Here is a 19,733-nt window from a genome sequence, read left to right as displayed (position 1 = left end):
TCGGATAAAAGATAAGGGTCACTTATTTTTTATTGAAGGAGTTTGTAGTATATGTGTAATACCAAAGTTACATTTCTTTGTCTTTGCAACCGCGACGATGCTCTGCCCCGCCGGATATTGTTGGCGAAAGTGTTGCTAACACATAAATAAAAGTATTACAACTAAAAGTCGCAACGATAGATTGAAAGTTTGAGCTTATGTAATACTTGCCTTCACAAATATGTAGTGCATTCATCAACAGTATCTTCGCTATATTTAGTCCAAGTTACATTCAGTCTACTGACTTTTGATTAACTGTTTTTGTAAAGCAACAAGCACAGCTTGAGTGCGATCGCTCACTTCTAATTTCTGTAAAATGGCATGAATATGAACTCGCACTGTTCCAGGTGCAATACACAGTTGGTGAGCGATTTCTTGATTAGTTTTTCCAGCCGCTAATAGTGACAGAATTTCTTGTTCACGCCCAGTTAGCGGGTTGGAAAGCTTTGCTCTATTTTCTGGCTCAAGTTGAGGTGTCTCGTAACTCAATGAAGAACGAATTTCTTGTGTTGCAGTTGCATCCCACCAGGAAGCACCACTCGCCACAGAACGTAATGCTAACACTAATTTTTCCGCAGCAATTCCTTTGAGACAGTAGCCTTGTGCGCCTGCTTCAATCAAACGTGTAATTAGAGGTTTTTGCGAATGGGAAGTGAAAACTAAAACTGGTAATAGAGGGTTTTGCTGTTTAATTTGTTTACAAGCTTCGATTCCCCCAATTCCTGGCAAACCTACATCCAAAAGCACTACATCCAGAGGAATTTGCTTAAGTAGTTCAATAGCTGTTTCACCATCTTCAGCCTCAGCAACAATCTCTAACCCTGGTTCTTGTTGCAATCGCACGCGTAAACCCAAGCGGAAGAGTTCATCGTCCTCAACAAGCAGAATTTTAATTGGGATAGAGGACATTTTACGCAGTTAGAGATGGAAATGGATAAACGGGCAGTTTGAAAGCAAACATAGCACCAGTGGGTACTCTGTTCTCTGCCCAAATTATACCTCCGTGGGCTTCAATAATTTGGCGAGATAAGTAAAGACCCAATCCCGAACCCTTAGCTTGGCGATCGCTATGTCCTTGATAAAATCGTTCAAATAAATAAGGGAACTGTTCTGGTTGAATACCTGCACCTGTATCTAAAATCTTCACCAGTTGGTAAGAAGCTTGCCCTTCTAAAACTACTTCTACCTTTGCGCCGCGCCGGGAATGATTAATCGCATTCACTAAAAGGTTATTAAAAACTCGTTGCAGTTGCAGCGTATCACCTTGAACCCACAATGCGTGTCGCCAGTCAGAATTACCATAACTAACTGAGAGATGAACGCGACGATTGGCAGCTAATGCAATCAAACTACTAGCCACATCTTCTGCTAAGTTGGTCAAATCTACAGGTGCTAAGTTCAGTTTTAAGCCTTCAATATCGTTGCGATAGACATCTAACAAAGTTTCTACAAGTTGTAGAGAAGTCTTGTGGCTGCGTGCCATTGTGTCTAATACTTCCTGCTGAGTGGGTGAGACTGAGCCAAATTGTTCTTGCTGAAATGCTTTGATAGTTTCAATTGCTCCCAAAAGTGGGGTTTTTAAATCATGGGTGAGTGTAGAGGCAAAATCTTCTCGCAGTTTGATTAATTCTTGTTGAGATTCCAATTTGGCACGGGTAACGGTGATCGCTTCTTGGGAACGACGCAGGCGCTCACTTAACACACCAGTTACAATCAAGGCCATTGCGGCGATCGCGCGACTGGCAACTGTGGATGTTTCAATAACTTCACCCCCTGGTAAGAAAATATTTAAAATCGTTAAGAAAACTGCGATCGTCGTCGCTCCAAAGGTCGCAGCCCCCCCAAACCATGAGTTCGTCAATAATATTGGCCCTGTATAAAAGTAGCCAAACACATACTCTGTAGGTGTAGTAAACTCCATTAGCACGACAGTTACAAACAGCCCTAACATGACTAGCAATCTACTCAATCGTGAGTTTTTAGTCAGAAGTTTCGTAGGAAGTAGAAGCATTGAGGATATATTTTTGGTCATGGAGGCTGTTAATTCCATGATAAATAATTAAATTCTGATATTCAACTTAGTATAGTTTATTTAATTATTAATAGCCGAGATAACGTTTAGATCAAAATATATTTTGTTTAGAAATTAAGTATATCCGCTACGCCTTAAATTGAACGGTAAAACTATAATTATGACGTTATTTATTTTAAGTTAATCAAAATAAATTTTCATAAATAAAAGATAAAACCTTTTTAGACAAAACTAGCGTTTAGAAAAAAATAAACACACTAAACGTTTGTATATATTTTACCTAAACGCTAGATATAGAAAAATAAACGCTTTATCAAGAAAAAATAAGCCTATTTTTATATCTTCTATGTCTTGTCTTCCTTCTCAAATCAATGAGATTATGTAAATAAATTGATACAAACAATTGCAGACAAACCCTATGTCTATGTACGGCAACTCAAGAAATTAGTATTAACTCCTCCAATCGCAGGAGAGTATTTGATGAAATTGAAATGTTATGACATATGTCTGAGCTTCATTGATACTCAATATTCCAATAGCTTTGGGCATTCTTTATTACGAATAATCAATTGGTATAACTCATGCTACAAGGATGGCTGCAAATAGTATTAACGCTACTAATTGTCGTAGCAATAACTCCCTTTTTTGGGCGATATATGGCGCGTGTCTACCAAGAACAACGCACTTTGCTCGATCCAATATTGAACCCTGTGGAGCGATTAGTTTACTCTCTGATTGGTGTTGCCACTAAAGAAAATATGACAGGTTGGCAATATGCCAGAGCCATCTTGTACAGCAACATAGTCATGGGGTTGCTGATATTCTTCATCATCATGAATCAAGGATGGCTACCTTTCAACCCTACCAAAATAGGTGCGCCAACTTGGGATACAGCATTACACACTACTATTTCCTTTATTACTAATACTAACCAGCAGCATTATTCTGGTGAAACCTACCTCAGCTATGCCAGTCAAATGTGGGGTCTTGGTTATCATATGTTCACTTCGGCGGCGACAGGTTTGGCGGTGGGGATTGCTTTTATTCGGGGGTTGACTGGTAGACCATTAGGCAACTTTTATGTAGACCTAACCCGCAGTATTACAAGAGTTTTGCTACCTATTTGTATTGTTGGTGGGATTGCGCTGATGGCGGCTGGTGTTCCCGAAACCTTAGCAGGGCCAGTTGTATTTCCTACTTTAGAAGACCCTAACATTAGTCAGGCGATCGCTCGCGGCCCCGTAGCTCATTTTGAAATCATCAAGCAATTAGGAGAAAACGGCGGCGGCTTTTTTGCCATCAACTCAGCACACCCCTTTGAAAATCCCAACGGGTTTTCTAACTTAATTCTGATTGTGGCGATGATTTCCATACCCACATCTTTAATTTATACCTATGGTTTGTTTGCTAACAATACCAAACAAGCTTGGTTAGTTTATGGCATGGTAGGTGTTATTTACGTAACATTTATTATCATCACTGCCATTGGTGAATATAACGGCAACCCGGCTGTCAATGCGCTTTTGGGAAGTACGCAACCGAACTTAGAAGGAAAAGAAGTCCGGTTTGGCTGGGCGCAGTCTGCATTGTTCGCCGTCACTACAACTGGAACCATGTGCGGTGCAGTTAATAGTTTACATGACTCCTTTATGCCTAATGGGGGTTTTGTCACCCTCTCTAATATGTTTCTGCAAATTATTTGGGGTGGACAAGGTACAGGAACAGCTTACTTATTTGCCTACTTAATTCTGGCGGTATTTGCAACGGGTTTAATGGTAGGACGCACACCAGAATTTCTCGGACGCAAAATAGAAAAACGCGAAGTGGTGCTTGCCAGTTTTCTAATTCTCTTAGTCCACCCCATCGCCATTATGATTCCTGCCGGAATCGCTTTGGCATTTCCCGATCAACTAGCAGGAATTAGTAATCCTGGCTTTCATGGCCTATCTCAAGTGATTTATGAGTATGCTTCCGCCGCAGCTAATAATGGTTCGGGCTTTGAAGGTTTAGGAGATTCTCAACCCTCACCTATTGCTATTGCAACTGGTGCAACAACTACCACAACTGCTTTATGGTGGAACCTCAGTGCTTGCTTTAGTCTTCTCGCCGGACGCTACATCCCCATTATCGGTTTGCTGTTATTAGCAGATAGTCTGTCCCGCAAGCAACAAGTTCCGTTTACGGCTGGAACATTGCGGACTGACACCGGATTATTTACAGGCGTAACCGCAGGCGTAATTTTAATCCTCGGCGCATTGACATTCTTCCCAGTTCTAGCATTTGGCCCCATCGGTGAAGCCTTCTGGATTGCCAGAGGGATTGGATAAGGAGTTATTAGTCAATGGTCAGTCCATAGTCAAAAGTTATCTTTCCTTACTCCCCTAATTCCTCATCACTTCATTTCCTATCATCTATGACAACTAATATAAATTCATCACCTCGTCCTCCCCGTGTTCCTCAAGGAACTCGTGACTCACGCAGACATACTCCCAAGGCAGATATGCGGGGGCTTTATCAAAGAGCAATAAAAGAATCCTTCGTCAAGCTGCATCCCCGAATTGCCGTCAAAAATCCAGTCATGTTTGTGGTTTGGGTAGGAACAATTGTCACTTTCCTTGTAACCCTTGACCCTAATCTATTTGGCACAATACAGGCGGATGTCAATCAGCAACGCCTATTAAATGGGATCATTACCTTAATTCTGTTTTTCACAGTTTTGTTTGCTAACTTTGCTGAAGCTGTTGCCGAAGGACGAGGTAAAGCCCAAGCAGATTCCTTGAAGTCAACCCGTTCCGATACTATTGCCCGTAAAGTTCTGCCCGATGGTACAATTGTGCAAGTTAATTCTACAGAATTGCGTCGCAACGATTTGGTGAAAGTCATTGCCAATGACATGATTCCGGCTGATGGCGAAGTAATTCAAGGTATCGGTTCGGTGGATGAGTCGGCAATTACCGGAGAATCCGCCCCTGTACTCAAGCAACCAGGTACAGATATTGCCAGTTCTGTGACAGGAGGTACACGCTTACTTTCAGATGAGTTGACAATTCGTATCACCGCCGACCCTGGTCAGGGTTTTATTGACCGGATGATTTCGCTCGTAGAGGGAGCAGAACGGACGAAAACACCTAATGAGATTGCCTTAACAGTATTGTTAGCCGTACTGACGCAAGTCTTCTTAATTGTCGTGGCTACCATGCCGCCTTTTGTTAATTACATTGCCAACTTTATCAGCACTGTGTTTGGGGCAGAAGCAGCAAACAGTTTGCGTGCAGGTGCCAGCGTTGCTATCTTAATTTCACTGTTAGTAGCTTTAATACCTACAACTATCGGTGGTTTACTCAGTGCAATTGGTATTGCTGGGATGGATAGAGTTGCCCAATTTAATGTTATTGCTACCTCTGGACGTGCTGTAGAAGCTTGCGGCGATATCAACGCATTGGTGCTGGATAAAACAGGTACTATTACCTTGGGAAACCGCATGGCTGATGAGTTTATCCCTGTAAACAGTTACTCAGTTGCAGATGTGGCACGAGTGGCCCTAGCCGCCAGTGTATTCGATGAAACACCAGAAGGCAGGTCAATTGTCAAACTAGCCGAAAAGTCAGGAGTGAAAACTGATTTTGACCTCAAACAAGCCGAAGGTGTGGAATTTTCAGCCAAAACTCGGATGAGTGGTACTAACTTACCTAATGGGAAGGAAATTCGTAAAGGTGCAGTGGATGCGATTAAAGGCTTTGTCCGTTCTCGTGGTGGTCGAATTGCTGATGATGTAGATACAGCTTACGAGCGAGTTTCCCGCTTAGGTGGTACACCCTTAGCAGTCTGCCAAGATGACCAAATTTTTGGTGTTATTTATCTCAAAGATATTGTCAAACCTGGCTTGCGAGAAAGATTTGACCAATTGCGGCGTATGGGTGTGAAGACTATCATGCTCACAGGTGATAATCGCATTACCGCCAGTGTCATTGCTGAAGAAGCCGGAGTTGATGATTTTATTGCTGAGGCTACACCAGAAGACAAGATTAGCGTGATTCGTAACGAACAGTCTCAAGGTAAGCTGGTGGCAATGACTGGTGATGGTACTAACGATGCACCTGCATTAGCTCAAGCTAACGTGGGTGTGGCGATGAACTCTGGTACGCAAGCTGCCAAAGAAGCTGCCAACATGGTGGACTTAGATTCTGACCCCACCAAGTTGATTGATTTGGTGACTATTGGTAAACAATTACTCATTACCCGTGGGGCGTTAACAACTTTCTCCATTGCCAACGATATTGCTAAGTATTTCGCCATTATCCCGACTATCTTTGCGGCGGCTGGCATTGGCGCACTTAACATTATGGGCTTAAAAAGCGCCCAATCTGCGATTATCTCAGCCTTAATTTATAACGCTTTGATTATTCCCGCACTCATTCCTCTCGCACTTAAAGGCGTAAAATTCCGTCCCTTGACAGCAGATCAACTATTGAAACGTAACATCCTGATTTATGGTTTGGGCGGCATTATTGCACCTTTCATTGCCATCAAACTCATCGATGTCATTTTACCTTTGTCTTAATTTCTAGTTACTCAAAACTACTATGAAACTCCCTCTGAAGAAGATTATTCCCCTTCTTTTACCCCAGGTACTTGCAGGAGTAAGTGAAATTTGGTTGCAGTGGCGCAAACAAAAACTACCTCTGTATTTGTTCTTGGCAATGTGTTTAAACCTGATAGTTGCACCTGTTGTCTATGCAGCTACAGGTGAACAATTTTCTCATTTTCAAGCTTGGGCTTTAGGACTGTTAGGGCTAGTGACGTTAGGCCTTTCTACATATTTATTTTTTGTCATGTTTGTACCGGAGAAATTCTAATGAGTTTTGCAAGAGAAGCCAGCAGAGCAATTCGTTCTACTATCGTTCTTTGGGTGATTAGCGCAGTTATTTATCCGTTTGTGATGATTGCGTTTGGACAAATTGTGTTTCCATCTCAAGTAAATGGTAGTTTAATCCGAGATAGTCGGGGTCAAATTGTGGGTTCTAGTTTAATTGGTCAACCATTTAGTAGCGATCGCTATTTTAACTCCCGTCCTAGCACCACCAGTTACAGCACCGCCGACCCCAAAAAAGATGAGGCTAAAGTCTTACAAACAGGAGTCTCCGGTGCAAGTAACCTCGCTCCTAGTAATTCAGCTTTAATAGAACGCATCAAAGGTAAAGATGACCCAGATCCCAGCAAACGGGTAAAAGGCGATTTGAACCGACTCAAAACAGCAGGTGTCCAACCTACCGCAGATTTAGTTTACACCTCTGGTTCTAGCCTTGACCCCCACATCACCCCTGAAGCTGCCAGAGCGCAAATTACTCGTGTAGCCAAAGCGCGAGGAGTCCAACCCCAACAGTTAGAAACTTTAATTAATCAAAATACTGATGGTCGCTTTCTAGGACTATTTGGTGAGCCTGGGGTTAACGTTTTGAGGTTAAACCTTGCTTTAGATTCATTAAAAGCTGCAAGTTAAATTTCAACCAATCCTGATGATTACGCTCGAAAAAATCAAAACCTTGATTTGTTTCAACTTTATTAGTTGGATGCTATTTACATCTCTCTATACTTGGTTCATGTTGGGATTGAAACATCAATCTTTACCACTGCTAGCAAACATGAGTTTCCTCACAGAAGATCGAGAAATAAAACTGTTTCAGCGTGAACGTGGTGGTGTCAGACGTATAGGAAGCAATAGTGCGAGAAATATCACGAAGGCAACTTTGAGCAAAACAGTTTAAATCATGCAAGTTAAGGAGCAATCCGTTGTATGTGCAGCGGTTTTCCCGATAATCAAAAATACTTACAGTCCCTAGAAGAAAATAGCAATTCTGAATTAAAGGAGTCAAACACATTACTCAATGACCGTTACCGTATCCTCAAACCTCTAGGACAAGGAGGCTTTGGTAAAACCTTTCTCGCTATTGATGAGAAATCTACTCAAAATAGTCAAGATGAATTTGATTATTCCCCATCTAACATCTGTGTCATCAAACAATTCTTGCCACAGTTGCAAACTAGCCACCATAGCCAAAAAGCCTTAGAACTATTTCAGCAAGAATCTCTACTTTTAGCAGAACTCGGTAAACATCCGCAAATTCCCCAACTACTAAATACTTTTGAGCAGGATGGTCAACATTATTTAGTCCAAGAATGGGTGGACGGACTAAATTTAAAACAGGAATTAGCCGAAGCAGGTACATTTGATGAAGCCGAAATTATTCATTTGCTGCGTGAATTGTTGTCTTTATTGCAGTTTATTCACTCTTATCAGGTAGTTCATCGGGATATCAAACCTGCTAATATTATCCGTCGTCGAACAGACCGCCAATTATTTTTAGTAGATTTTGGAGTTGCTAAATATAACTGGCATTTGGTAACGGGAACCATAATTGGTAGTGCTGAATATGCTGCACCGGAACAGATTCGCGGTAAGGCTGTATTCGCTAGCGACCTTTACAGCTTGGGTGTAACTTGTCTACATTTACTTACCAAGGTATCACCATTTGACCTCTATGATTGCAGTGAAAATAATTGGATATGGGACTCATATTTAGTTGAGCCGATAAGTCCATCTTTAGAGAAAATTATCTGCAAATTGGTGCAACCAGCAACTAAACTACGCTATCATTTTGCAGCAGAAGCACTGATAGACTTGAATAATTTACCAAAAGACTTTGGGGGTTCATCAAATCTGTCTACTAATACAAATAATGAAGACTTTGAAACTCCTTACTTTGGGTTGAGGCGGGAAGCAGATTTAATTGGTTCTGTAACATCATTTGCAGATAGTTCTGTTGGATCTGTCACTATCTTTGACCCTAAAACAAAAACTTGGCATTACATACCTGCTAAAACTGAAGGTGGCGAACTTGCGCGAAAAGTAGCAGCATTTTTAGCCCCACGTCTAGCTGCGGCTACGCCGACCGTGCAAGAGGAAAAATCGATTGCGGTTGATCAGAAAGCCAGGAACAAACTAAACAAGATGTATCAGATAATTGTGACTGCGATCGCTTTTACCATCGCGTGTCTAGCTTTAGCAGTTGAATCAAACTCAATTTCTACCAATTTGAAAGCGGAAATATCGAGAACCATACAGCAATTTATGAACATCGGACATAACGAAACACCACAGCATTAAGTCTTCAGTTTCTTTGTCTGAATTTCTCGAAGTTCTGTATTAGCAATCATTTTCTCGTAGCTATGAACTTCAAACACTTTAATCTTCAACCAACTTTTTCTGTGAGTATTGTTTCTCATTCCAGTCAGCCAAAATTGGCAAATCAGCCGGAACAAGATAGTGGTTATCTAGCAGGTGTTTTTGTAACTTCCATAATTATTGGCTTTCTCTTAGGATGCTACTTACGGTATAAAAAGTTTAAAAATCTACGCCATCAGCATTCAATAGAAATCATCCACACAATTAAATCATTAGATAATGCCCAGGAACAAGTACCTGATATTGATCAACAAATGACCACTGAAAGCAGAAAGCAAATTGAGATTTTAGAAAAAATCTGGAAGAAGTCTGCTTAGTAGTGAGCCACTACGTCTCTACATAAACCAGGTGTGAGGAAAATACAAATGTCTCATCTATTATGGAAAACTCTGGTGTTAAGTCCAGTGGGTTTAGCAACAACTTTGTTAGTCATAACTAATGGCATTGATAGCGTCAAAGCTGATGAAAATCGCATTTTAGAACAAGTCAATATTTACAGCAGTGAAGCGAACAATCAAAATCCCATGTCTCAAGTGACATCAGTTTCCCAGTTTTCTGATGTACAGCCAACGGATTGGGCATTTCAAGCATTGCAATCTCTAGTTGAACGCTATGGTTGTATCGCTGGGTATCCCAATGGAACTTACCGAGGAAACCGCGCCTTAACCCGTTATGAATTTGCGGCTGGTTTGAATGCTTGTTTAGATAGAGTCAATGAACTAATTGCGACAGCAACCTCTGATTTGGTGACAAAACAAGATTTAGCCACCCTCCAACGTTTGCAAGAAGAATTTTCCGCAGAATTAGCCACTTTACGTGGTCGAGTAGATGCTGTAGAAGCACGTACTGCGGAGCTAGAAGCAAATCAATTTTCTACTACAACTAAGTTAGTCGGTGAAGCAATTTTTGCTGTTACTGATAGCTTTGGCGACGACGACGACAACAACACCGTCTTTCAAAACAGGGTACGTCTAAGTTTGCAAACCAGCTTCACAGGTAAAGATATTCTCTACACCAGGCTTGCTAGTGGTAATGCGGTGGGATTAACTTTACCAAATGGCACATTTGAAGGTACTCAAACTTTTAACATATCGCCCAATACCAGTAACGGTGTTGCTATAGATTGGCTGTCATACTATTTCCCCGTTGGTAATTCCCAAGTATATATAGCAGCAACAGGCGGTATTCACAGCGATTATGTTCCTACTGTTAACCCCTATTTTGAGGATTTTGACGGTGGTAACGGTGCTTTGTCTACCTTTGCATCTGAAAGTCCGATTTATCGCATAGGTGGCGGTGCAGGTGCAGGTGTGAACTTGGCTTTTGGTAGTGGGAACAGTAGTTTTAAACCTTCATTAACCTTGGGCTATTTAGCTTCCGAAGGGAATAACCCAAACCCCAGTGCAGGTTTATTTGAAGGTAATTATGCCGCTTTAGCACAGTTAAATCTGAATGTGGGCGATCGCCTCACCTTAGCCGCCACCTATGTTCATGGGTATCATGGGGCAAATAGTGCTTTATTTGATGCTGGCTTGGTAAGTAGTGCTGTAGTCGGGACTGCACAAGCTAACTTTGTCGGTGGTGGTAATCCCTATCAAAGTAATTCCTACGGTTTAGCTGCGGCTTTCAAACCCAGTGACAGACTTTCGATTAGTGGTTTTGTGCTTTACAGCGATATTACAGACTTAGTAGCCAATAATGATGGTGAAGTTTGGAGCTATGGAGTAGGAGTAGCTCTACCAGATTTGGGTAAGAGGGGTAACGTTTTAGGGTTGTTTGCAGGTACTCAACCGTACTTGGGGAGTGTAAGTGGCGATCGCCCCTATCACATTGAAGGTTTTTACAAATATCGCCTCACTGACAACATTTCTATCACCCCTGGTGTGATTTGGTTAACCAATCCAGGTCAAGTCACTAACAACAATGATGCCGTGATTGGCACATTAAGAACTACCTTCACTTTTTAAAATTTCACAACTTCATTAAAATAAAATCAAAGGACTTATGAGACAGAAAGAAACAGTATTTGTCATTCCTACCCATCGCTTAAGAGATGTAGCCCAAACCATTGAAAAGTATGACGAAAATTTTTGGGCTAATGGTCATGCTACTAAAATTATCATCTTTGATGATTCCAGTATTGCCAACTACGAAAAATACTATCCACTGCTGGAACAAACCAAAACTGTAAACGATGTATTTTATGTTGGGCCTCATGAAAAAGAAAAGTTTATTACTTTCTTAAACGAGAGATTGCGAGATAGAAAACTAGAGTCACTTGTTAAAAACCTATTTCGACCTAGTTACGGTGGAAACCGCAACTTCACACTGATGTACACTCTCGGACATTTAATGGTCAGTGCAGATGATGATATGCGACCTAATGCACTAGTAGAAACCAGTCCAGAATCTTTATCACCGGATGAAATTTGTCGCGGTAAACTAATCAAGTCTAATCAGGAAGGTGGGTATATTCATAAATCTTTTGATTTACTTACTGCCTTTAATGATGTTTTAGGTAAAAAAGCCAGTCATGTACCAGAAAACTACGAAGCAGGAGACTTTTTAGTTGACACAGCGATGGATTTAGAAACTAATACGACAAAAGGTTACTTTACAGAAAACTCTTTGTTATTACAAAGAGGAAGAGTATTAAATAACTCGGTTGTCAAAATTGCTCAAACATTTCGCACAGGTACTAACGATATTGATACACTTGACTTTGTGCATATGTATCTCAACGATGAGAATCAAATCAGTCCTTATGACCTGAACGATTATTATATTCTCACTAATTTTAGACCTGTTGTTACTAACAAAAATTGGCGAATGGATTGTGGTGTTGCTGGATATGATAATCACTTAGGATTGCCACCATTCTTTCCAACTCGACTCAGATTTGAAGATTATATCTACAGGCTTTGGATACAACAAGAGGGTGTTGTAGCTGCACACGTTGATGCTGTCCAAAATCATATTCGCAACAATTATATGCGTAATCCTTTAGCCAGTGAGATTTTTAATGAAGAAATATGCAGCCTACTCAAAAAGAAAATTAAAAGCAGTGTATATCATATTGATGATTTAGGAATCAAATTTGACTACTCTGGTGAAGTGACTTTACTTGATTCGGAAGAGATTTTGGAAAAAATATCTGCCATTCACCAGGACATAGTTAAAGCTTCTTTGTCTACACAAAACGATGAACGTAAACAGTCTCTGCAATTGTTTGCTAATAATCTATCGAGGGTATTTTATGGCTTTGAAGCAGATTTCTTTCAGCAAAATGTCTCTAGAATTGTCGATGATGTCATTAGTCAATTTCATGCTTCTCTAGAAATCTGGCCGACTCTAGTGGAAATTTGTTACTTACACAAAGACAAGAAAGATTTGCCTCAAATCAGAGTTAAAAATCAAAAAGTTAAGTCAAGAAACGGATATAAAGTTGGTGAGATCGTAGCCTAAATCTATAGTGCGAAGGTAATTAAGCTCGATTTTATCCATAGATGAGAGGTTGTTTGCAAAGTTGCTGGCTATGATTTGAGATACTGACTGATTCCCCCTGGTCATTCTTAAAAAAGAGGGAAGAATCAAATTCCCTCTTTTCAAGGAGAATCTGAAAGTATTTGCGACATCATAAAGAAATTTTCCAACATTTCTGACCTCCATCACAAAAATCAGCAGTTTGATAGTGCAAGTAGTGTAAGTTTCATTCAATTACAAGCAACTGTGCTGTAGCCAGATGAAAATACCAACAACTTCAATTGTTATTATCATCACATTCAGGTTTTAGCAATGCCTAAAATAAAAGAAACTCAATCTCTTATTTTATCCATCCTAATTCCAATATTTTTTATTAGTGGTATGAGTTTGTGGATATTAAAAAGTTATGATTTCAGCAATTTATATAACTCAATATCTACACCTAATAATTCCCATAACCTGAAACTAAATTAAAAAAAATAGTAGTTTTAATGGTTGCTTCTCAGCTTTGCTTTTCAATTTTATTAGAGCAGTAGATTACACTATTGTTAGCCAAAACTTACAATAGCTTAATCATAAATAGGCAAATGGAGATAATACAGAAGTGCTTGTGTAAAAGTTGGAAACTTTATTTACGTCGATTGTTATGTAACTTGTATTTGATTATTTACGCTAGGAAGACTCAGTTATGCAAAAGCTCAATGACGGAAACAAAGAAAGCTTTCTCTACCCTCGCAGTCGCTACTACGGTTCAGTCAAACCAGAAAATTTGGTATTTAATGCCAATCTTCAAGAATTTGCTCAAAAAATTAGCTACATCGTCAATTTACAAACAGGCGGAAAACTCTCTTCTGAAGTTGCCTACGAACGCATTGAGACACTTTGGAAACAATTAGAACTCAGTAAGAAGGAATTAGGGATTAGTACAGAGTTGAATCAGCATTCTGGTGGATTGTAATAAGTTTTTGCAGTGTAGTGTAGTTACTCAGAGCGATCGCTTCAAATTAGATACATTAAAAGTACAACAATTAAAAATTTTTAAGAAAGTTTTAAACATTGAATAGGAGTAAGATTTATTTTATTGACGTTGATACTGCAATCATGTCTAACCCCTTGCCGATTTCAGCCAATAGTACCTATACTCATCCTTCCCGTTATGGCAAACATAAAATCCTTCTTGGTATGGCTCCTGGTGTGGGCAAAACCTATAGGATGTTGGATGAAGCCAACCGACTCAAACAACAAGGTAAAGATGTAGTTATCGGCTACTTGGAAACTCACGGGCGCATAGATATAGCTGCCAAAGCTATTGGCTTGGAGATAATTCCTCGCAAAATTGTACAACAGGGTGAATTAATACTCACTCAAATGGATACAGATGCCATCCTTGCGCGTCAACCTCAGCTAGTTCTAATTGATGAACTAGCGCACACCAACATCCCTGAATCTGGTCGAGACAGACGCTACCAAGATGTGGAAGCAATAGTGAAAGCAGGTATAGATGTTTACTCTACAGTTAACATTCAACACTTGGAAAAATTCAGCAATCTAGTTACCCAAATGACGGGAATTGTTGAGCAAGAGTGTATTCCTGATTATTTATTAGAAGTCGCCAACGAAGTGGTGGTAGTAGATGTCACACCTGAAACCTTAGAAGAAAGATTATTGGATGGAAAGATTTATCCACTGGATAAAATTGAGCGATCGCTGCAACAATTATTCCAGCATCGTAATTTGGTACTATTACGAGAACTGGTACTGCGAGAACTAGCTGATAAGATTGAGCAAAAAGCAATCAAAGAAGCAGGTTATACTTCACTTGCACAAGCTTGCTGCGTACACGAACGCATACTAGTTTGTGTTTCCACCCAGCCACACTCCCTGCAACTAATTGATAAAGGAGCCAAAATGGCCGATTGTATGAAGGCTCCACTTTATGTTTTATTTGTTAGCGATCCCCAGCATTTTTTAACAAAAGAAGAAGAACTTCATATTCAAAGCTGTAAAAATCTTTGTCAAAAGTTTAATGGTGAGTTCGTGCAAGAATCCAGTCATAACGTTGCCGAAAAAATTGCTCAGGTTGCAGATTTTTACAGAATTACACAAATAGTTTTGGGTCAATCTTGTCACAGTCGCTGGCAGAAAATTTTTAGAGGATCTTTGATTAGCCAACTGATGCATATATTAGCTCACCGACTACCCAATGCTGCAATCCACAACTCCAATAGTAAACAAGCGATTTGCGATCGGACATCGTTTTCCCAAATCGACTTTCATCTAATCTCAATTTAACAGTAACCTGTAGCATAACTGAAAGAACTAGGCTAAATGGTGTTACACGTTAGTTTCGGTGATTTAAAGTTACTAACGATAGTGACTGAACAAAATTACAACCGTTCCAAGTAAGCAGATTGTAACGCCAAGTAAGTCCCACTTATCTGGTTTGACACCTTCAGCCAACCACAACCAAACAACAGATGAAAGAATGTAAACACCTCCGTAAGCAGCGTATACTCTTCCGGCATTTGAAGCGTTAACTTTGGTGAGAGCAAAAGCAAAAACGATCAGAGCTAAGACTCCTGGAACAATCCATAAGATGCTCTTTCCCAGTCTTAACCATACCCAGAAGGTGTAGCAACCGAAAATTTCTCCCAGAGCAGCAATTAAAAAGAAGACAAGTGTTTGCATCTTTAGTAAGGGTTTAAGATATACATACTACACCATGTCTTAACAATACGATTACCACTAGTTTAAATACTAAGTTATTTGACACAGCATTTTGAAATTTAGACACAATGGTTTAGAGCTAGAAAAATTAGAAGAGTTCAAATGGTAAGGCTAAAAGTAATGAATTTGGTCTGCCTACTTCTAATTTTTAAATAAAAATTAGTTTTTTCTAAAACCTTGTCTAATTCTAAATCGCGCTCAAACGTAATATTTCCATTCCCCCACTTCCAGTCCAAGTTAGTATGCTTTGGCTGAAACTTGGTATGAGTAATATTTCCAAATGACGCATAATGGCAAAATACAGTTTTGTTATTTTTACTTTTATATTCAAACTGTTTAGTAGTTGATATATCAAATTTATATTTCTAAATATAGACTGTTTAGATAGAAAATAAACAGATGTTTATTTTTTATTTAGCGTTTAATTTTTTAAAAATATATCTAGTTACGCATATTTTTCTACATAAAATGATGCACAATAACACTATAGTCAAATAAAAAATGTTTTGTGTTTAACCATCAAAGTGTAGTTGAACCAAGCCTATTTGGTGTTTTAATCCAACCCAATAGTATTTACTGTGGCATTCCTTTAAACGAAATTCAGTTACCTGAAAAGTGTAGTTTTTTAGGGATATTAAGAAAAGAACAGGTCATTCCTGCACAAGAAAACCCTGAAATTTATTCTGGAGATTACATCTTGGCGATAGCTATACATCCCATGATGGTTCCAGCCCTAAAAGTCACTTTAAAAAAAATCCATTCTGTTTATTATTCACTTAATGCTTGCTTACTAGAAGCTCGACCAATACCTACTCAACCTTCTTTATTTCGGCGATAGCAAGTATGTTAAATAATTGTAGTTCTGCACATTTTTTAGATATGGATATTTACTTTTTGTCAGATCATGCACCAGATCCGGAGATGATTAAAGACTTAGGCGCTCTGATTACAACCCAGATTAGAGGTGATATCAACGGTATTCAGGCTCAAAACAATCTCATATCTTTTAATGAAACCCTTTTTATAGGTGGACAAAAAATTCAAGCCAAGCATACAATTCCTGCCGAATCAATTGTGATTGTCGAAGCTCCACCTATATTACAAGCAGATTGGTTAGCAGCAGGAGTTTCTACACTTTTAGTCACTCAAATGAAGGAACAACCTGGCCCTTGGGGTACTACTATCTTTAAATATTGTGGGCTAGTACAGATTCATAAGATTGAAGTTGTTACCTCACCTTGGAAGAGCAAAAGTATTGGTGTAGAAGACATCCCAATATTACCAGAAGATAAACAGCAGTTAGTTAAGTCTTCTAATTTATTTTCAATGGCAAATTTGTTTCAAAAGGTGGGATGGAAACCTATTAAACAGCATTTATCTCCTTGGTAAATAGAGAATTTCGATATGCAGTTTTCGGAAATACCACAATTTTATGCCTCCACAGAAACAAGTATAAATCAATCCACATTGATGGTAACTCAACCAATAGCAGCAACACATAATGAGGCAAAAAACAAGGATGGAGATATACCTGTTGCTATAGTATTTTTAGCTCCTATTTGCTTTATGGCAGTTTGTGCAATTTACTTATCTATTATTTCAAGTTTCCTGAAGAGCGCAGAAAATAAAAATAGTTTATTAAACATTGAGCATTTAAATCAATGTCCCTGTAAAAAATGCAAATTTTTTCATGAAAATAACTATTTAAAATGTGCCGTAAGTCCCTCGATTGTTCTTACCAAACAAGCAATCAATTGCTCGGAATACCAGCCTCGGTAGAATGCCTTAACTACAAAATTTTAGGAACATCTAAATTCTCAATCTAGAACTTGGTTCGGATGATGATTTACTTTATACGTCCTCTTATTCCTTTAACATTGCTCTTAACTCCTAGTTTGATTAGTCAGGTCAATGATTTTTTCCGTCAAAATGCGATTAAACAGCTTCAAGAAACAAGGCGATGCTTTAGCTGTAACTTATCGGGAATAAATTTGTCAGGAGGAAACTTACAAGCAGTTGATTTGCGCTCAACAAACCTTCAGGGAGCTAATCTGAAAAATGCCAATCTTCGGTATGCAAATTTACAGTGGGCAGATTTGCGAAATGTAAATTTACAAGGAGCCGATTTGACTGGAGCAAACTTGAGTTTTAGCTTGCTAGTTAATGCAAATTTACAAGGAGCAAATTTGGAAGGCTCTAACCTAAAAATGGCAGGATTGAGAAATAGTAATTTCAGCTATGCAAATCTTATCAAAGCATCTTTAAGCCAGAATCTTCAAAATAGCCATTCTGTGAATCTGTGCAGAACAATGCTACCTGGTGGCACAATGATGTCAGGAGATTGCAACAATATGCCCCCTCAAAAAACTGGGCTATTAAAATAAACTCAGGTATTTAATACCTAAATTTAACTTATATAGGAATCCGCTTTAATTCCTGAAATTATTTGTGTACGCACGGAACAGAAAAGAAGGAATTTAGAGGTGTACGGATTTTTTCAAAAATCAATAGCAGTCCTATATGTTAAATGTTTTGTTAATTGATGACAATATAAACGATCGCCTTTTGGCGATTTGCTCCCTGAAGAAAGAATTTGCTGATTTACAGATCGCAGAAATTAAAAATCCACAGGAATTAGCACAGGCACTAGAAAATGGTGTTTTTGATGTAGTAGTTACCGACTATCAAATAAGCTGGATTGATGGCATCTCTATTCTGAGAACTATCAAGCAGCACTATCCTAATTGCCCAGTTGTGATGTTCACCAGTAGCGGTAGTCAGGAAATAGCAGTTGAGGCGATGAAGTCTGGGTTGGATGACTACGTACTTAAGTCACCCAAATCTTCTTCTCGTTTAGCAACAGCTGTACGGTTAGCGATAGAGCAAGCAGAGACTCGCGCTAATGCCGAGGCAGCAAATCGATTAAAAGATGAGTTTTTAGTCACACTATCCCACGAATTGCGAACACCGCTTAATGCTATTTTGGGTTGGGCGCAAATCCTTCTCAAACAAACGCCAAATAGCAGCACAACAAAGCGTGCTTTGGAAACTATTGTTCGCAACGCCAAAACCCAAGCGCGAATTGTTGAAGATATTTTAGATATCTCTGGGATTATTACAGGTAAATTTTCTCTTCAGGTTGCCCCTGTTGATTTGGTGGCAATTATTAACACAGTAATTGCATCTGTAAATCCGGCGATCGCCACAAAAGCGATTCATTTAGAAGCTAAGTTAGCTCCCCTCGACGGACAAGTCTTAGGAGATGAAACACGATTACAACAAATTTTTGGGAATTTGTTGTTGAATGCAGTCAAGTTTACTCCTGAACACGGTTATATTTTGTTACAAGTCAAGCAAGTAAATATAGATGCGGTAATTACAGTTAAAGATACAGGAATTGGAATTAATGCCGAATTTCTGCCATTTGTTTTTGACCGCTTTAGTCAGGCAGATAGTTCAACAACCCGGTCTTACAGAGGCTTAGGATTAGGATTAGCGATCGCTCGCCAGCTTACAGAACTGCATGGAGGAACGATTGAGGCAACCAGTTTAGGCGAAGGGTATGGTGCTACCTTCACAGTTAAGTTACCATTGATGTCAAAACAATTCCTAGAAACTAATTACTTAACTGAAGTTACGTATATTGACTCAAATAACATTCAAGATGATTGTCAAGTACGGAATAATAAGCTGTGCCTTACAGATTTACGAATATTAGTAGTTGACGACGAAGTAGATACTAGAGATTTACTAATTTCTATTTTAGAGCAGGAAGGCTCTGAGGTTATTACTGCCGCTTCAGCACAGGAAGCAATGGTAGCTGTTTGTAATTCTCAATTTGACCTGTTTGTATTTGATATTGGTCTGCCTCAAGAAGATGGGTATACCCTATTGACTAGAGTGAGACAGTTGGAACAACAGCATAATAGAGAAATTCCAGCGATCGCCCTTACAGCTTATGCTGCCAAAGAATACCAGCAACAAGCTCTGGCGGTTGGTTTTCAAAAATACCTTGCTAAACCTGTAGAGCCTGATGAGCTAGTTGTTGCGATTTCTAGTTTACTTGAAATCAATGAATGACTATTTAAGAGTAAAAAAATGCTTTTCAGCTTCAGCCCGTGTTGTAAAATTGAGAAATCTGTAAAAATATGCACGAGCAAAAGTAAACTTTCCTATAGAATATTATTTTGTCTACCAACTCCATCAATA

At 39.3% G+C, this 19,733-nt stretch carries 19 protein-coding genes; 16 read left to right on the top strand and 3 right to left on the bottom strand.

Going from position 1 to position 19,733, the window contains the following annotated elements; all coding sequences use genetic code 11:
- Window positions 1-276 precede the first annotated feature (276 nt).
- Together GSQ19_RS27490 and GSQ19_RS27485 are read right to left on the bottom strand one after the other, a co-directional pair.
- A complete protein-coding gene (locus GSQ19_RS27490; RefSeq protein ID WP_011316504.1) occupies window positions 277-948 on the bottom strand; it encodes a response regulator transcription factor in 672 nt (223 codons plus the stop codon).
- A 1-nt stretch (window position 949) separates the two neighbouring features.
- Complete coding sequence (locus GSQ19_RS27485) at window positions 950-2,050, bottom strand: sensor histidine kinase (protein WP_041457310.1); 1,101 nt, start codon at window positions 2,048-2,050, stop codon at window positions 950-952.
- 602 nt (window positions 2,051-2,652) lie between these two features.
- Between GSQ19_RS27485 and kdpA the strand changes: the two genes are divergently transcribed.
- From kdpA to GSQ19_RS27430, 11 genes are all read left to right on the top strand, one after another.
- Window positions 2,653-4,398 carry a potassium-transporting ATPase subunit KdpA gene (gene kdpA, locus GSQ19_RS27480; RefSeq protein WP_011316502.1) on the top strand — a complete coding sequence of 582 codons (1,746 nt, stop codon included), beginning with the start codon at window positions 2,653-2,655 and terminating at the stop codon, window positions 4,396-4,398.
- An 86-nt stretch (window positions 4,399-4,484) separates the two neighbouring features.
- Window positions 4,485-6,632 (top strand): potassium-transporting ATPase subunit KdpB, encoded by a 2,148-nt coding sequence (gene kdpB / locus GSQ19_RS27475; RefSeq protein WP_011316501.1) that lies wholly within the window; start codon window positions 4,485-4,487, stop codon window positions 6,630-6,632.
- Between the two features lie 22 nt (window positions 6,633-6,654).
- A complete protein-coding gene (locus GSQ19_RS27470; RefSeq protein ID WP_011316500.1) occupies window positions 6,655-6,927 on the top strand; it encodes a potassium-transporting ATPase subunit F in 273 nt (90 codons plus the stop codon).
- Complete coding sequence (gene kdpC, locus GSQ19_RS27465) at window positions 6,927-7,571, top strand: K(+)-transporting ATPase subunit C (RefSeq protein WP_011316499.1); 645 nt, start codon at window positions 6,927-6,929, stop codon at window positions 7,569-7,571. Before GSQ19_RS27470 ends, kdpC begins: the two co-directional genes overlap by 1 nt.
- A gap of 16 nt (window positions 7,572-7,587) precedes the next feature.
- Window positions 7,588-7,836 carry a hypothetical protein gene (locus tag GSQ19_RS27460; RefSeq protein ID WP_011316498.1) on the top strand — a complete coding sequence of 83 codons (249 nt, stop codon included), beginning with the start codon at window positions 7,588-7,590 and terminating at the stop codon, window positions 7,834-7,836.
- A 29-nt stretch (window positions 7,837-7,865) separates the two neighbouring features.
- Complete coding sequence (locus tag GSQ19_RS27455) at window positions 7,866-9,236, top strand: serine/threonine-protein kinase (protein ID WP_011316497.1); 1,371 nt, start codon at window positions 7,866-7,868, stop codon at window positions 9,234-9,236.
- Between the two features lie 62 nt (window positions 9,237-9,298).
- Complete coding sequence (locus tag GSQ19_RS27450) at window positions 9,299-9,631, top strand: hypothetical protein (protein ID WP_011316496.1); 333 nt, start codon at window positions 9,299-9,301, stop codon at window positions 9,629-9,631.
- Window positions 9,632-9,679: 48 nt separating this feature from the next.
- A complete protein-coding gene (locus GSQ19_RS27445; protein WP_011316495.1) occupies window positions 9,680-11,281 on the top strand; it encodes an iron uptake porin in 1,602 nt (533 codons plus the stop codon).
- A gap of 37 nt (window positions 11,282-11,318) precedes the next feature.
- Window positions 11,319-12,779, top strand: coding sequence for a hypothetical protein (locus GSQ19_RS27440; protein ID WP_011316494.1), 1,461 nt, complete (start codon window positions 11,319-11,321; stop codon window positions 12,777-12,779).
- Between the two features lie 706 nt (window positions 12,780-13,485).
- Window positions 13,486-13,755 carry a DUF7219 family protein gene (locus GSQ19_RS27435; RefSeq protein ID WP_011316493.1) on the top strand — a complete coding sequence of 90 codons (270 nt, stop codon included), beginning with the start codon at window positions 13,486-13,488 and terminating at the stop codon, window positions 13,753-13,755.
- Window positions 13,756-13,898: 143 nt separating this feature from the next.
- A complete protein-coding gene (locus GSQ19_RS27430; protein ID WP_011316492.1) occupies window positions 13,899-15,089 on the top strand; it encodes a histidine kinase in 1,191 nt (396 codons plus the stop codon).
- Between the two features lie 72 nt (window positions 15,090-15,161).
- Here the strand turns inward: GSQ19_RS27430 and GSQ19_RS27425 are convergent, their stop codons facing one another.
- Window positions 15,162-15,485, bottom strand: a complete 324-nt coding sequence (locus GSQ19_RS27425) for a YnfA family protein (RefSeq protein WP_011316491.1) — start codon at window positions 15,483-15,485, stop codon at window positions 15,162-15,164.
- A 547-nt stretch (window positions 15,486-16,032) separates the two neighbouring features.
- Between GSQ19_RS27425 and GSQ19_RS27420 the strand changes: the two genes are divergently transcribed.
- From GSQ19_RS27420 to GSQ19_RS27400, 5 genes are all read left to right on the top strand, one after another.
- On the top strand, window positions 16,033-16,362 hold the full coding sequence (locus GSQ19_RS27420) for a TrkA C-terminal domain-containing protein (protein WP_011316490.1): 330 nt from the start codon (window positions 16,033-16,035) through the stop codon (window positions 16,360-16,362).
- Between the two features lie 5 nt (window positions 16,363-16,367).
- Window positions 16,368-16,913: a hypothetical protein gene (locus GSQ19_RS27415; protein WP_011316489.1), complete on the top strand. Its 546-nt coding sequence runs from the start codon at window positions 16,368-16,370 to the stop codon at window positions 16,911-16,913.
- A gap of 15 nt (window positions 16,914-16,928) precedes the next feature.
- Window positions 16,929-17,303: a hypothetical protein gene (locus GSQ19_RS27410; RefSeq protein WP_011316488.1), complete on the top strand. Its 375-nt coding sequence runs from the start codon at window positions 16,929-16,931 to the stop codon at window positions 17,301-17,303.
- A 59-nt stretch (window positions 17,304-17,362) separates the two neighbouring features.
- The gene (locus GSQ19_RS27405; RefSeq protein ID WP_011316487.1) at window positions 17,363-17,908 is read left to right on the top strand and encodes a pentapeptide repeat-containing protein; all 546 of its coding nucleotides are present in this window, start codon (window positions 17,363-17,365) and stop codon (window positions 17,906-17,908) included.
- 136 nt (window positions 17,909-18,044) lie between these two features.
- On the top strand, window positions 18,045-19,604 hold the full coding sequence (locus tag GSQ19_RS27400; RefSeq protein WP_011316486.1) for an ATP-binding response regulator: 1,560 nt from the start codon (window positions 18,045-18,047) through the stop codon (window positions 19,602-19,604).
- Window positions 19,605-19,733 lie beyond the last annotated feature (129 nt).

The sequence above is a fragment of the Trichormus variabilis 0441 genome, from assembly GCF_009856605.1.
GTDB classification, from domain to species: Bacteria; Cyanobacteriota; Cyanobacteriia; order Cyanobacteriales; family Nostocaceae; genus Trichormus; species Trichormus variabilis.
This window is presented reverse-complemented; position numbering and strand designations above follow the sequence as displayed.

Bases quoted from the DNA above. Each gene is read 5' to 3' on its own strand.
- GSQ19_RS27490 (WP_011316504.1), bottom strand. From the start codon at position 948: ATGTCCTCTATCCCAATTAAAATTCTGCTTGTTGAGGACGATGAACTC.
- GSQ19_RS27485 (WP_041457310.1), bottom strand. From the start codon at position 2,050: ATGCTTCTACTTCCTACGAAACTTCTGACTAAAAACTCACGATTGAGT.
- kdpA (WP_011316502.1), top strand. From the start codon at position 2,653: ATGCTACAAGGATGGCTGCAAATAGTATTAACGCTACTAATTGTCGTA.
- kdpB (WP_011316501.1), top strand. From the start codon at position 4,485: ATGACAACTAATATAAATTCATCACCTCGTCCTCCCCGTGTTCCTCAA.
- GSQ19_RS27470 (WP_011316500.1), top strand. From the start codon at position 6,655: ATGAAACTCCCTCTGAAGAAGATTATTCCCCTTCTTTTACCCCAGGTA.
- kdpC (WP_011316499.1), top strand. From the start codon at position 6,927: ATGAGTTTTGCAAGAGAAGCCAGCAGAGCAATTCGTTCTACTATCGTT.
- GSQ19_RS27460 (WP_011316498.1), top strand. From the start codon at position 7,588: ATGATTACGCTCGAAAAAATCAAAACCTTGATTTGTTTCAACTTTATT.
- GSQ19_RS27455 (WP_011316497.1), top strand. From the start codon at position 7,866: ATGTGCAGCGGTTTTCCCGATAATCAAAAATACTTACAGTCCCTAGAA.
- GSQ19_RS27450 (WP_011316496.1), top strand. From the start codon at position 9,299: ATGAACTTCAAACACTTTAATCTTCAACCAACTTTTTCTGTGAGTATT.
- GSQ19_RS27445 (WP_011316495.1), top strand. From the start codon at position 9,680: ATGTCTCATCTATTATGGAAAACTCTGGTGTTAAGTCCAGTGGGTTTA.
- GSQ19_RS27440 (WP_011316494.1), top strand. From the start codon at position 11,319: ATGAGACAGAAAGAAACAGTATTTGTCATTCCTACCCATCGCTTAAGA.
- GSQ19_RS27435 (WP_011316493.1), top strand. From the start codon at position 13,486: ATGCAAAAGCTCAATGACGGAAACAAAGAAAGCTTTCTCTACCCTCGC.
- GSQ19_RS27430 (WP_011316492.1), top strand. From the start codon at position 13,899: ATGTCTAACCCCTTGCCGATTTCAGCCAATAGTACCTATACTCATCCT.
- GSQ19_RS27425 (WP_011316491.1), bottom strand. From the start codon at position 15,485: ATGCAAACACTTGTCTTCTTTTTAATTGCTGCTCTGGGAGAAATTTTC.
- GSQ19_RS27415 (WP_011316489.1), top strand. From the start codon at position 16,368: ATGTTAAATAATTGTAGTTCTGCACATTTTTTAGATATGGATATTTAC.
- GSQ19_RS27410 (WP_011316488.1), top strand. From the start codon at position 16,929: ATGCAGTTTTCGGAAATACCACAATTTTATGCCTCCACAGAAACAAGT.
- GSQ19_RS27405 (WP_011316487.1), top strand. From the start codon at position 17,363: ATGATGATTTACTTTATACGTCCTCTTATTCCTTTAACATTGCTCTTA.
- GSQ19_RS27400 (WP_011316486.1), top strand. From the start codon at position 18,045: ATGTTAAATGTTTTGTTAATTGATGACAATATAAACGATCGCCTTTTG.